8 protein-coding genes are annotated in these 14,566 nt (G+C 39.3%); 6 read left to right on the top strand and 2 right to left on the bottom strand.

Annotated features, from left to right (window positions below; genetic code table 11):
* Window positions 1–195: 195 nt before the first annotated feature.
* Window positions 196–441 carry a hypothetical protein gene (locus tag LC586_RS15695; RefSeq protein ID WP_229485706.1) on the top strand — a complete coding sequence of 82 codons (246 nt, stop codon included), beginning with the start codon at window positions 196–198 and terminating at the stop codon, window positions 439–441.
* Here LC586_RS15695 and LC586_RS15690 read toward each other — a convergent pair.
* Window positions 438–1,208: a hypothetical protein gene (locus LC586_RS15690; RefSeq protein WP_229485705.1), complete on the bottom strand. Its 771-nt coding sequence runs from the start codon at window positions 1,206–1,208 to the stop codon at window positions 438–440. The two genes, LC586_RS15695 and LC586_RS15690, sit on opposite strands and share 4 nt — an antisense overlap.
* 7 nt (window positions 1,209–1,215) lie before the next feature.
* Window positions 1,216–9,006 (bottom strand): hypothetical protein, encoded by a 7,791-nt coding sequence (locus tag LC586_RS15685; RefSeq protein WP_229485704.1) that lies wholly within the window; start codon window positions 9,004–9,006, stop codon window positions 1,216–1,218.
* Window positions 9,007–9,412: 406 nt separating this feature from the next.
* On the opposite strand from LC586_RS15685, the gene LC586_RS15680 reads away from it, so the two are divergent.
* The 5 genes from LC586_RS15680 (at window position 9,413) to LC586_RS41115 (ending at window position 14,561) form a co-directional block, all read left to right on the top strand.
* Window positions 9,413–9,649: a transposase gene (locus LC586_RS15680; protein ID WP_438822906.1), complete on the top strand. Its 237-nt coding sequence runs from the start codon at window positions 9,413–9,415 to the stop codon at window positions 9,647–9,649.
* Between the two features lie 298 nt (window positions 9,650–9,947).
* Window positions 9,948–11,069 carry a C25 family cysteine peptidase gene (locus LC586_RS15675; RefSeq protein WP_229485703.1) on the top strand — a complete coding sequence of 374 codons (1,122 nt, stop codon included), beginning with the start codon at window positions 9,948–9,950 and terminating at the stop codon, window positions 11,067–11,069.
* Between the two features lie 11 nt (window positions 11,070–11,080).
* Window positions 11,081–11,356: a hypothetical protein gene (locus LC586_RS15670; RefSeq protein WP_229485702.1), complete on the top strand. Its 276-nt coding sequence runs from the start codon at window positions 11,081–11,083 to the stop codon at window positions 11,354–11,356.
* On the top strand, window positions 11,316–11,858 hold the full coding sequence (locus tag LC586_RS15665; RefSeq protein WP_229485701.1) for a hypothetical protein: 543 nt from the start codon (window positions 11,316–11,318) through the stop codon (window positions 11,856–11,858). Before LC586_RS15670 ends, LC586_RS15665 begins: the two co-directional genes overlap by 41 nt.
* Before the next feature lie 15 nt (window positions 11,859–11,873).
* Window positions 11,874–14,561, top strand: a complete 2,688-nt coding sequence (locus tag LC586_RS41115; RefSeq protein ID WP_229485700.1) for a CHAT domain-containing protein — start codon at window positions 11,874–11,876, stop codon at window positions 14,559–14,561.
* The last annotated feature ends 5 nt before the right edge of the window (window positions 14,562–14,566 follow it).

Genomic DNA, 14,566 nt, shown 5'->3' with positions numbered 1-14,566 from the left:
TTTTAGAATTCTTAATCTTTACAATGGCTATAAAATAATTAACTTAAAATCTTTATTATTATTTGTAAAAACTTTACAAAGTAATTGGGTGGTTTATGTAGTTTTCATTAAGCAATCTATTTACTAGATGATTTTATTTATCAGTACTGGTTTTAATAGTTATCAGCGAATTGATGGAGGAATAAATAATTTTTTATGAAAAGCGATAAAATTTTAGGATGGATAGAAAAGATTGTTGTTTGGTCTTTAATGGGGATGCTATGTTTGGTCGGGTTAGGCAGATTGCCTGTTAACCCGACGAGTTTGTTTGACTTTACAGCGTCTTTTTACTATTTTGCTGTTGCGGTTGTTATTTGTCCCAAGACCCCCCTGAGTTTTAATAAAAAGCTGATTTTTGGATTTATAGCTTTTATGTATGGCGTGTGGTTTGGGTTGATTTAATCTAGCTCTTTAGCAGAATCCTGGTTTTGGAATTTTTGTTGACTCTGTTCGCGGCGTGCTTGTTGCTCATTGAACAGAGTCTTGAAACGTTCAAATTCCTCTTTGGTGAGATTATTAATGGTGATAGAGTAATCTTCTGAGTTATTGTCACGAGATGCCAAGAGTGCTTCTCGACTTTGTTCGGAATCAGGCAAATTTCTATCAAGGCTAAGAGTTTGCGAATCTTCTTCTAATTTTAGACTTGCAGTATATGCTTCACCTTTATAAATGATCCCTTGTATCTCTTTATCTGATTTTCCAAATATATCTAAGTGGTCTAAAATTACAGGAATAACAAACTGTCTAATTTGAGAATCGGCGGTAAGAGATTGTACTCTATCTTCTGGACTCTCTTCTACTGGGTTGCCATTATTGTCGTCATTTTTATTTGTGGGGTTTTTTAGAACCTCTGGTTCAATTGTCGTTCGTGTAAACTGGCTTGCTTCGCCTTGTGAAGATGACTCTTGATTAACTTGATTAACAAAAGTGATAGGTTTAATTTCTGTAGAGTTTACTTTTGCTTCATCTTGCACTACTTCACTGATTCTGTTAATTTCCGAATTCAACCTTAGCACAGCCTCTTTTCTTTCCTCAGCAGTTGGAGGCTTTTTTGCAGATTCTTCAAATTTATCATCAGGAATGTTAAGCTGTTTGATCAATTCTCTGAGGAGACTGGCTTGCATCGCTGGAGTTAAACCTTCTACTGGAAGTTCGATTAGTTCTTTCATACTAAAATTACCTCTCCACTAAATCTTTTTTGACATCTTTGAGAGCATTATTGATACGAGAATTCATGAGTTGAAAATCTTGTAATGTTTCATCACTGATGTTACTTACTTGGGTTTTTCCTTCTTTGACATATAATAATATGTTGTCATTTTTATTTTTAACTAAGTAAGTTTTGTCTTGGGCTTTTGTAGCAATTTGGTATTTTTCTGTTTTTACTGACATAATGCCATTGATATCTTCCTGTCCAATAATTTTAACTAAGTTTTGGGCAAGACTGGTCATTTCATTAATTTTTTCTAGCTCCTTAATATCTCGCTCCATTGCCTTAAAAGCGTTCTCAAGACTGATATTTTCTTTGATGTATAAATCAGTTACCTCCTGAATTATCTTGAGATATATTTCTGATTTACCGAGCTTTTCAGATGCTACATACCAGTCTTGAAGATTTTGCACTGTATTAGCTTTCATCCGCTCGATAATGTTATCCATCGCTCCAACCTGCTGTATTGAAGGTGATGCGAGTGCTTGGTCAATATTTGGTTGTTGACTTTGTTGTGGAGAGAAAATGCTCTTGTCATTAGTAATAAATGGGTTATGTAATACTTGTTTATTGTAAGAAATAGTGTTGGTACTAATTAGGGCATTTTCTACAGAATTAAATACAGCGTATCCTTGGGAAGTTTGTTCTACCTTGTACCCTTTTTCTTGAAGGTAATTTTGAACTAATTGGTCACTTCCTTGTGCATTTCCGACTATGAAAGAGCTTTTCGCTTCTATTGCTTTATTAAGTAAAGGTTTGTAGTGATTTTCAAATGTTTGAGCAATTTGCTCGCTTGTCACTCCGCGCCACGGGCCAGACCCAGACACCATAATAATGTCGTCTTTCGAGTAATTTCCTGTGTTGGCACGTTCTCCCCATGCTTGCTCGTAATTACGGGTGCTTGAAGGTGTTTCGGGGGACGCAGCTGATTTACCGATAAACTGGGTAGCTATTTGTGCCATCGCAATATCTTTTTTCATGTGTTCAGCGACGGCAGTGTTTATAGGTTCGAGTTGGGATAGTGGATTTGTTAGCGGACGATCAGTCTGTTCGGACTTGTGCTGCTGGGTTTGTACTGTAGTTTGTTGTGACTTTTCAGTTATATTGCTGTATGCTTCGCTGAGGGCTTGAATAAATGCGGATTCTTTACCCTTACCCTCCCACTGTTTATCCTGGGCGTTAGTTAAATTGGTGAGGCAGTGCGTTGTGGGGGTTCCCCCCGTTGTAGCAACTGCCGTACAGTTTTCCAGCCACTCAGTTCCTCCGCGTTTGGCGATCGCCTCAGTTAGCCGGGGGTGTTGTTCGAGTTTAGCCTGAAGCACTTCTACCATTAACTTGTATTCATCAGCTGATGGATGCAACTGCTTTTGATGGTTAAATGCGTGTTCGGCGGATGCGTATGCTACTCCTTCAGGTTTTTGGACATGGGTTTCTACTCCATACTGTCCAGCAGGGGCTTCTGGATTATTATTGACTGAAACTTGGTAATCGTTTTGCAGCTTGCCTTGTTCTTTTGCGAGTGCAGTGGCAAGGCTGAGTGCTACTCCAAGCCCATCTTTGGAGTCGGGGCTGATATTTACTGGTGTTGCGGGTTGTTTTTGGATGGTTGGGAACGGAACAATTTTGCCATTGACATAATCCCCTAGCGGCTCCATGAATAAGCCATATACCTGACTCTTACTCGCCTGGGTTTGGGTAAGTTCTTTAGATGAATGCTTTTCCCATTTCGCCCAGGCTTGCTGGTAACTTGGATCTTGAATCATTTCGGGGGTAATTTTGTACTGCTTACCCACTCGGAAAGCAACTTGCTCGCCGTTTTTACCTTGAGCGATCGCAATATCTCCCTCTTTGACACCATAAGTTTTTTGGTAGTCTACACCTCTGGTGGTGTGTATCCTACCGTGTCCGCGCATGGCATCGATAGTTGTATTAGCTGGTACTTTGGAAGGTTCGCCGTGCAGATGCAGCGAATAAACCATTGGTACTGGTTTTCCAGATATAGTCGGGTTGTCTGGAATCTGAGGGTTAGCAGCGCGTGCCGCAGTGGAATTCCCGATGGCGATAATTTCTTCTACAGTTGCTTGGTTTGAAGAGTGTGAGGGTATGTTTCGGGTGACTTCTCTGAGGCTGGTATAACTGCGTTCTACTTTAATTTCTCCCCCTGGTGTCCACTCGTTAGTTTTGATGGTGAGGTCGCTGTTGCTTTGGACTACCGCATGAGGAGGTTGGTTTGAGGCGAGGAAGTTCTCAAATTTTTGGCGAACGCTGTTTTCTCTGCCCAGGTCATTTTTAATTGACCAGATGTTGATAGACCATCTGCCAGCCTCAGTATTGAGGGCAGCGTGTTCGTTCTTGCAGTTAAAGCGGGTTACTGTACCCGACTCAAGTTTAAACTCTTGGTATGGTGCGTCCTGATTCTCCTCCCTAGTCCATGCCATTCGTTCCTTTGCAGCGCGATACCCCCAATCAGAATTTCCGATATTAATGCTGCGGGCTTCCGTCGCGGCGTAGGAGTCATCGCGGTGGTAGTTGATGCCAGCACCGGGGTTCTCGGAATAAGTGACTAGCACAATGCCAGCATCAGGATATACCTGCTTGACAAGTTCCATTAATTTGTCGTCCTGTACCCCTGGCTTGAAGTCTTTGTCTTTTAAATCCCATTTTGCACCGACCCATGCGACTTGTCTCAGTAGTGCGTAGTTAGATTTATCGTTTTCAAGTACAGGTTTGAGGTGGGTTTCAAGGTGCGATCGCAATTGTTCTACTTTTTCGTCGCTTACCTTACCCAATATTTCGATAGCTTTAGTTTGATCGGCTTGACGCGAGTTTGGTAGTAATATTGCTTGGTTTTTAGGTTCTAGTTTTGTGTTTTTTGATACTTGTGTTTCAACTGAGTTTTGATAAATTTGTGAAATTCCTGCAATTTTGGCGTTAATATTTGATTGAATGTTAGTTATATTCTTTTCTGGTACAGCTTTCGCAGGAATAATTGGTACTGGAGAATCTTCTTGATTAAGCTCTCTGGGACGGTTAGGTAGTGCTTGTAGAGCTTTTTTGTACTCACTATCTTCTGGAATTTGGTTTAATTCTAAACGACTACCTTCAGTCGCAACTTTTTGATTTAACTCTGCACTAAGCTGTTCATAGCGGTCAAATCCCTCAACTTCACCGATATTAATCGGTTCTCCAAGTAAACTATTTAATTCTTCGTTTATTTTTTCACTAATCTCATTTTTATTAAAAATAAATGTAGCTGTGTTACTCTCAATAAAATAATGATTTTCAGTAGATTTTGATTCTAGCCAAGTAGTTACAGCGATCGCGTTTTGTGCCGGAACAACTAATCCGAGAGCTTCTTTAGTTTCTACCTGCGATCCATCTGGAGAAGTATATTGTTGGTTTGGGTTATAAAAATATACAGTTTGTTCTGGAATGATTGGAGTGGGTTGTGATGATGTATTTGCACTCTTGATATTACCACCAGCCCGGTCAATAAAGGTTTGTTTTAGTTCGTCACTAATAGTAGTTTCATCGAGTACGAATACAGTCATACCTTTTTTGGTTTCTAACCGAGCTTGTGATCCAGGAAGGTGTTCGTATGATACTCCTACTTTTTCTAGATACTTTTTGGTTTTTTCAGTTATATTTTCATCAACTGCTAATCCTAAAATACCTACTAAGTTTTGTTCTTTATCTTGGAATATGATTGTAGGACGTTCGTTAATTTTACCGAGTATTTGGTTGCGTTTTTCTTGCTGTTCGTTTCTGACAGGCTGTTCATTACTGATAAGCTGACTGCGCTTAACCCATTTGTTGGGATACTGTACTGTTTCTGGATTAATAGTTATTTTACAGGTACTTTCATTACTGGTAATCTGTACAGGGATACTAGTTCGTTGTTGGTTTAAGCGAATAATACCCGTATCAATTAGTTTTTGTATAGTGCTACTTTCTTTCCTTTGCCACTGTCTTTGTACATTCTCTCTATTTAACTCGGCTTCGAGGCGTTCAGTATGCTGACCAATAATACCGAGTGATTGATCGCCAATTTTAGCAATATAAACGTGCTTTTTATCAAATGCTCTAACTAAAGTTTCTTTAAATGCTTGGTTGCTAATCTCCTGTTTCTTGTACTTTGGATTAGTAATATTAATTCGTAAAAAATTTCCGTTAGATGTCTCTGCTATTGCATAGGCATTTTGTCCGGTGATGATGGTTTGAATTTTAAGCTGTAACTGTTGCCCATTACCGGGTTTTTCTGCTAGCCAACCTTCAGCAATACCCTCTTTGATTGATTCCTTATCAATGTTGCCTAGTTTCTCAGGTTTATTACCATTTTGAAGATAAATGCTATAGTCTTCACGAATAAGGTCAACTTTTTCGATTGTTAACATTACAGGTTCATTATTAAACCTTTGGGAATTTCCAAACTTATTAACTTCACCTACTTTAAATGTAAGTTCTGGTAGTCCGGGTACTTTGGTTGTAACAGAGGTGGTATATACTTCACCTTTTTCAACGCTAGCAATAGCAGTAGTACCAATTGGTAGTCGGGCGTTACTTTGTTCTATATTTCCAAATGTTTCGTAATTACCTTCCTGGTTCTGGAGTTCAATGACACTTTTTCCATCTTCAGCTAGATTAAATCGAATATTTTGAGGTTTATTTTCATGAAATAATTCACTACTCCTGTCGAAGCCAGTGATACTAAACTCATTAAATCTGAGTGTGTCTAACTGACTGATAATCTCTTCAGGAAAGGCAGCAAAGGCGAAATTAGAAACTTTCTTTTGGTAATCGCTACCTTTATCATTACTACTCTCACGAGTAGTTGATACTGCCCAAGTAGCAGCTGCCATTGCTAACTTTTGTCCTTCTGGAATTGAATTGTAAAATTCTTCTGCTATCTGGTAGGCTTTTTGGTAAAGAAGTTTAATTTGACCTTCACTTAGTTCAGCTTGAAAGGCTATTTTGTTAGACGTTACTTCCTGTCCAAGTGCAATTCCTATCTCTTCGGGTTTGTTTTCTTGCTCCTTAGCAAGTGTTCCTAATGCCCTAAACTTGGGTTTACCGTTCTCAGTCTCATCGTTAATTTGGGCATAAACTACATATTTATGCGGGCGGTTACTGTTGCGCTTCTCCTCAGATATTTCTGATAGCTTGATCGTAATTTTATTCGCTTTCCAGATAAATTCGTTGTCATACTGTAAAAGGTTAGTTACACTTACTTGATTGCCGTTAGCAAGGGTAATATTTGCAGACGGCCCTTTTTCAGTTTCTCTTTGTCTAGATAGCTGACTCGCTTGGTTAAAGGATTTGTCGAATTCTTTTTTGACAAGAGTAGCTCTTAATCGCTGTTCGTTAGAAAACTCGACACCTTTAAATAAAGCTTGAAATTGTGCGATTTCACGCGATTCGAGACGAGCTTTTTCAAAATACTGGTTGGTTTGAGCAATTAGTAATTCAACAGGCGAGTATCCCGTCGGTTGAATTGTATTGTCAATATAAACGTCTTTCTTCTTATCCTTAATATAGTTAACTTCCCGGTGGAGAATCCGACTGTTGTTGCGGATAATTTCCATTTCGGGTTTTTTGGCACTTTTGAAGAGGTCAACTGCAATTTGGTTTTGAAATGCTGCCTCAGCAATCATTTCGCGGTATATCTTAATGTTAGTATTCATTGCCACCAGTATACTGACCTGGTTTAGGGGTTCTTGCCGAACAGTTTTGATAAACTCTTCCATGTAACCGCGATACTTGGTCGGAACCTCCTTCCCTTCAATATCCTTGGATTTTGCCCAGGCTTCTGTTGTAAATAAATCTTCATAGTGTTTGGCTACCTGCTGTACGTACTCAATTTGGTCTTTTTCACTACCATAGTTTTTCAGGATAGTAATTTCTGACTCTAACGCTTCGATTGAGGTAAGGTGATTGTTGATAACACCGACACTAATGCCATCGCTCATGTGTATGGCGATTTCTTCAAATTCCGGCTGACTGCCATCTTCCTGGTAAAAAGATTGTTTTTTGAGTTTAACAGTTGGATCGTAAGCGTTTTCAGGCAGGTTGCGCTCCCTTGCCTCCGCAGTGAGGTTTGGATACCTGCTTGCCCGCTCAAAGCCAATACAATCACCATCGTAGTCGCGTGCCTGACGCTCTTGTTCGGACTCTTGAGGAAAAATTTCTAGCTCGTAACCAGCTGACTCTAGTTCTGAAATATACTCATTAAATTTGTTGGTAAACTCGATTTTCTCTTTAGTTTCGAGCTTGCCGATATTTTTATCTAAGTAATTTTCAATACCTTCTAACTGAATATTTTTACTTTGGGCTTCGGGTAGGGCAGATTTAATTTGCTCGTTTAGACGGTTATAAATGCGATCGCTTGTTTCGTCCGAGACAGCGATGGTACCTGCTAGAGGTTGATCATCAGGCCCAAGGATGTCTTCTACAATTTTGTTAGTTGAGACGCATAGACCATTTGAGTTGAGGAAAGGGGAGCGGAAGTTGAGAACTTCTTCCCCATCTTGATAATGCGGGATGCAGATTTCCCCATTTTGCAGGTCTTTGGAGGGAATGACCATTGCTCTCTCAAACGTTAACGTTTTGCCGATGGCGATTTCTTTCCACTCGTTTTGGACGAACCGGGCAAGTTCGCGCTGTACTTTCTCAGTTTCGAGAAGTTGCCCCTTTTCTTGCAGGTCAGCTTTGATGAGTTTGTAAATAAACGAGTCAGTAGCAATGCGCGAGCGCAAAGTTTCTAATTTTTCTGCTACTGTTGGATCTTCTGCTGCTTGTTCTTCTAGTGTGGTTGCTTGTTCTTCTAAAAAGGCTTTCCGTTTCTCGTACTTTTCGCAGTAAAGTTGTGCAAGTTGCCGAGGATCATCCTGTGCTTCTTTAAGCTTTTTGGCTTCAAGTTCTAATTGTTCAGTAAAGTCTTTCAGTCCGTTAGGGAATGAAGCGAGTAACTGCGAGATAGCTGTCTTGCCGAGTTCAGATTGTGATTTTTCACCTAGCCAGATATTTTGCCTGTACAATCCAGGTTTAATTTGAGGCTTAGTCGGGCCATTAGGATTGTCTTTATCAGTTCCCTTGAACGCAGATAAGGGAAGAATTAGGTCAATTTTAGTTGAGTTATTCGAGTTTTGATAATTGAGGATTTGCTCAAGGTTAGCAGGGCGTAATGTACCTTTACCAAAGCGGTATTGATTATCATCTCCGTCTCGCTCAGTCCAACCGAAGCGGTGCTGAATTACTCGATATTTATCACCTTTTTGATGCTTAGTTAATTCGTGATACAGGTCTTTTGATATTTGTCCGTAACAGTCTCCTGTGAGCCGATATGTCTGGTCATTACTGATAATGCCGCCATTTTCACCATTATTATCATCAACTATTAGGATGTTTAACTCTTTATTGACAGCATTTCTACATGAACCAAGAAATATAGACCCGTAAGCACCTCTATCTTTGTTATCAGGGCATAATTGTCTAATTGTATCTAGACATTCTTCGGGGCCATATAACAACCGAGTTTTTGATGATAATAATAATTTATGACCTTCAGGATGATTAATTAATTGTTCCACAGTAGACTTTTCGTCCATATGCCCGAACGAAAAGTTTACCTCAGGAAAGAAATATTCTAATAGGGTATTATTAAGTTCTTCCTTTAACAGCGAATCTGGATTATTTGTATTACCATCTGTATAAATCCATTGATTTAATCTAGTGTCAAAATGTTTAGCTTGAATTGTCATATATGAACAATTAAACTTATAAAATTAAAGATAAATTTTCACTTTTTGGCACTAAAATACCCGTAAAATTTAATTTTACTTTCTTTTTATCGGTAATTTATTCAACAAATTTCTAATTTATACTAACAATTTATCAGTATTTAAAAATACTTACTCATAGAAATTTTACTTAGTTTATTCTTAATAAAGCCTTATTGAACCTAATGCCATAATTTAAGTATGCGAAAAAATATACTGACTTATTGATTACTTCTTGCTTAACGCTGAATCAGTAGTAACATTCTTCATGTTTGCCATTGTGGTTATGTTTGCAGTTTGAGACAGAAAGCTAAATTCGTGTGGCAGCACCTTGATAATTTTATGCCTCCCTAATTTTTTACTCTCCTGTAGTTTTTCAATTTTGAGTGTGTCCTGTGTTCTAGCTATTATTTTTGGAGATAAAGGTTACACAGGTCGGAGAATACGTAATTACCTTCGCCGCCGTGGTATCCGCTTCACTATTCCACGACTCTCAAATGAACAGCGACGCGGCCCATTTAGTCGTGAAATCTACCGTCAACGCAACGTTGTTGAGCGCGCTATCAACCGACTCAAACAATTTCGTCGTATTGCCACCCGATATGAAAAACTTGCAGTCAATTAATTATACTGCCATGATCGCGATCGCCTCCATTTTGTTATAGTTTGAAAACACGCCCTAGTGTCTTCTGTTTTACTCTTTCTTGCACACATGATTCCTCTGGCACGTAGTTAAGGATTTGACATTCATATTTCTAGGTGCAAGATCTAAGGCATAATAAATAGTTATACCAATCGATTCAATTGTTGGCTAAATAGTTTGAAACACTTGTTTACAAAAAAGTCCTGCTAAACTACTTGCAAAGGAGAAATTATGAATTTTGAAGTAGCAAAGTAATTATGCGAGTTCGGAGGAACATAAGTTGGAGCTAGTATTTACAAATCGCTTTAAGCTTATCCAGAAGCATGGGCAACAGGCATGGCAATCTATTCAAGCTGCCATCGATACTTATTTAGATGTGCTGAATTTTGTAGCAATTGATGCGGATATTTTTTTATTGGATCAAATAACCCCTGAGCATGAAAATCCAAATGTTTTAAAGCAAATCTTTAAAAGGCTTTGCTCTGAACATTTATCAAAATATATCGTATTCATAGGTGGAGACGATATCATTCCATTCTACCGCTTACCCGATTCAACGCCCGATAAAGTGCTTGATGGTGACATCTTGTCGGATAGTTATTATGTTGACTTTAAGGAAAACGAGATTGAGCATTGGCCTGAAATAGCTGTTGGACGCTTCCCAGACGCTGACACAGATGGAGGACAATTTCTAATAAAACAACTTCATCAAGCTGCAGAAATGCATCGCAAGGGTGGGATTCCGTTTACCCCAAAATGCGCTGGTTTTTCAACAGAAACGTGGCGACCTGCCTCAAAACGTGTTTATGCTCGGCTTGATAAAACAGTTCAAACCCTATCGTTTTCTCCTCCATTAACCCTTAAAATCAGTGCAATACCAGGTATGAAAGTGATCGAAGCCACCAACTTTCCACAACAGGCACTCATCTACATTAACTTACATGGTCATCGAAATAAACCAAGTTGGTGGGGGCAACATCAGATTGCTGGGCTCTCGCGCTACCCTGAAGTGATAGATCATAAACTCATGCAAAAACTTGACCTAACTGCTTGTGTAATTTTGTGCGAAGCCTGTCATGGTGCAGCGATTCATCATCAAGCCACATTAAATAATAGTCTAGCACTTTGCGCACTGGAGCGAGGTACGCTAGCTTTCTTTGGATGTACAGCTAAAAGTTATTCATATACTGTGCCTGAAGGAGCGCCTTCTGGTACAACCGGAATTGATGCACTCTTTGATCGCTTAATCTATAACATACTAGCCAATCGTTATCGTTTTGGCGAGGCATTACGCGAAACCAAGCGTTTTCAACTTTCCCAGAATCCCTTTGATGACAAAAATATCTTAAGCTTGACTCTACTAGGTGATCCACTCTTGAAATTTCAAGGTCTTGGAAACTGAAAGGTAATCCAATGGAAGTAAATGAAATCAAAGATAAAGTCAAAGCCATAATCGGTCAGCAGTTCCCAGAGCTAGCTAACATAGAACCCAAAATTGAAAGTGATCTTTCACAAAGCCAGCTACGAGCATTTAGACGTCAGCGTTCAGATGTTCATCAAAATGAGATTCCCTTAGAACATCGGTTCATTTGGCAGATTGAAGAAAATGAAGAATGTCCTTTTGATCGAACAATCGTTGTGCTAACAGATGAAGAAGGAAATACGCAAGCCATCATCGAAAGTAAGTAAGCCAAGTAATACCACTCAAGCAAATGCTTCTGATTCGGGCAGTTCGCAGGAAGGAACTGTTCACTATCTCAACAACAGTTTAAAGAGCATTTGTAATCAAAAATTACCAATTGAATACGAGGCAGTAGCCAGATTAGATTTTCTCGGTGAGAATATTGCCCTCCACCTGTACGGAAAACGGCACGTCTTAAAATCTGTAGAAAGTAAGAAAGCATCTACACATAGTCGCGTTAGGAAAGGGCGAGTGATCGCTGAGTCGGAGGCTATGACTTGGGCATCAGTTAATGATATATCCGTAAGTCGCACATTTGTTACAACTGATTCAAATTTAGATCAAGTATCTGTTGCATCTAAATTTTTAATTGAAAACAAGGGTAAAGAAAAGTGCCAGTTTCAGTTTGAGTGGCAACTTGGTGTTTCACCCAGTATTCTATTTGCTTACAACCCCAAGCATAGTCAAGCAGAACCCTGTGCTTCAGGTGATTTGTCACGCGATTTTTGAAGGTATCCATACTTCGTGTTCTCATTTGACTCTCAATCTCTATATGAGCCAAATAATCGTTTACTCGTTCTACGTTTTCGTGGAGCTACACCGTACAAAATTCATCTAGCAGATCAGCCTAGTGAAAATCAAATTACTGCTTCGTTTGGTATTGAGTTAGATGCAGGTGCGCACCAAAAAATAACGATTGAATTGGACTACCGTATTTTGTTACAGCGCCAGATAAGTAACACAATTTTTTTAGTTGCTAGCCATGACAGACCAAATGTCCCTTGGCAGGGAGCTGTTGCCGCAGCAGCATCTTGGGTTGATAGAGTGGAAACTTGCCACAGCAAATTGCCAATTGGTTCCAAATTTCATCGCTTTGCACCATTTCTCTGGTTTGACAATGAAAAGCCTCTGCCAGATCAGGTTTTTCGATTCCTACATAACACACCAAACCTACAGCGGATTGTTGTAATTGGTAAGCTACCATACCACGATTTAGAGAATCTATTAACTGCTTTACTTGATAAAGGAGTAGATGCTGCACTTCGATTACAAATTTTTACTGACGATGAGTATTATCGCGACTTGGTAAATGTCTTGCGTGGTAATATTCAAGCTCGCATGATAATGGCGGATGAAGTACCGGAACGCATTCATCAGATTGAGGCAATTGTAGCTGTTTCAGTAGTTCCAAATCCTAATCTTCTGCCTTTGAAAGTTAGACAATTCATTGAAGAGATCACCTCCGAGGATTTTTTCACCAGACCAGTTTGCGAACAGAGTGCCTTTATAATCTCTGCTGATGTCTGTGAGTCGCCTAGTTTAGGGGCTGTTTGTATTCCAATGGCAAGATATTTGGGTGCTTCTGTGCTCCTGTGGAGCCGCTCAACAGAAAATGAAATATTAACTCATTTAGAGAGGAAGAAAATTAAGCAGATTTTTCTAGTGGGTAAATTTAGTGAAACAGATGAGGATTTACTGCGACTTAGGTTGGAGAAAGAATTAAATCTTTTATCATCTCAAAAAAATACAGTATCCTCTACCCAGCCAGTTAAGTTAATTAGAATTCCTTATCATGATGCCATAAGTGCATCTGCTGTTATTGCCCATCTATTTAAAGCTCAGCGTTTCTTAGATTGGCTAATACAAGAACTTACGCAAGAAAAAACTTTTCTTGATGGAGAAGCCCCTTCATTAGTAAAGAAATTCACACATGATTACATAGCCAAAATTGAACAACGGCCATGGGCAGTACGTCTGGTACAAGTATTGAATTCTCTTCTTAATGGTGAAATAGTAGAGAGCGAAAAGCTCCTTTCTGCTTATCAAGATATCTTCATTGGAAGAACAGAATTTGTTAGGTTGTCAAGGCAACACTTTGCAGAGGTCGCAGCCACAAATACTTCGCTCCTAGAGTCTCTGTCACCTATTTGGAACGATATGGTTGTACTGTGTGATTTTGACCCTGTTAGCAATGAAAATCTCAACCTTTTCCCAGCTGCTTGCTTTGCAGCATTTCATAAAGCCTCTCTCCTGCTCTTTCCAGCTATTTCAAAAGAGAAGGAAGATTTTTTGGATAAGGCAGTCAGACGTTTGGAGAATCAGTTTGCTGCGGAATCAACCCGTAAATTACAGGTAGCATTAGTCTACGAGGAAAACATTAAGCATAAAGAAAACATAGCCCGTTTAGTATTTCCATTCGATGTACTGGCTGCCTTGGAAGTTCTTAAGCCGCTGACAGTTGCTCTCTATAGTACGGACGTTAGAGTCCCTTACGAAGTAATTGCTGATGGCAACCGTCCAATTTTCCTTAATCACGCAGTTGGACATCTTACTGGTACTGATCCATATGAAACAGCGCTAATTACTGCCTCAAGTATACTTTATATCCACGAACTGCAGCGCCAGAAATTCCTTAAGACACTTTTTTGCATGGTAAACATTCCAGGTTTGGGAAAACTAAAGTTGGAAGAAGAATATAAAACCGTTAAAAAGATTTTAGACGAATCTAAATTTGACATTGATTCTTTGTTTGATGAGCAGGCATTGAAACCAACTCTTATAAAAGAGTTGGCGAAGGAAGTTCATATTTTTCACTATGCTGGGCATGGGACAGCAAATCAAGAACAACCTCAGCGTAGTGCCTTTGTACTTTATCCTTCTCAACCTAAATCGCGACAATTTGACCCTTTAACAGCACTTGAAATTAAATACCACATAAAACTGGGTGCTCATCCATTTGTATTTTTGAATACCTGCTTTGGCTCAAGTAACAACCGTATTCCAGAAGATTCTCCGCAAGCTTCTGAACTTAGGGAAGAAGCAGATTTGTCATTAGGGAGTAACCAACTAAGTCAAACTTCTAAATCTAGCGAACAGATTATGGGAGTTGCATCATCATTCATGCATAGAGGAGCATCGGCTGTGATGGCACCTTTATGGGAAATATGGGATGATGTAGCCATCGAGTATGCTCAACGTTGGTATGGGTACTTACAACAAGGGTGTTCTATAGGCGAATCCGCATTGCTAGCCAAGATGGACTTTTTATCTGATTCAACCAGAGAGAAAGGAAAGCGACGAATAGACTATCGAGTACTGTGTTACGTTGTCTGGGGAGATCCAACTCTAAGAATTTATCCACTAAGTAAACTTATAAAAAACCATCCTGAAACGGTTGAGCGATTGTTACAACTGAAAACAACCCTAAAGTAGAAATC

The sequence above is a fragment of the Nostoc favosum CHAB5714 genome, from assembly GCF_020829495.1.
GTDB lineage: Bacteria > Cyanobacteriota > Cyanobacteriia > Cyanobacteriales > Nostocaceae > Nostoc > Nostoc favosum.
Note: the sequence above shows the minus strand (reverse complement) of the source record. Positions and strands in the feature narration are given on the sequence as shown.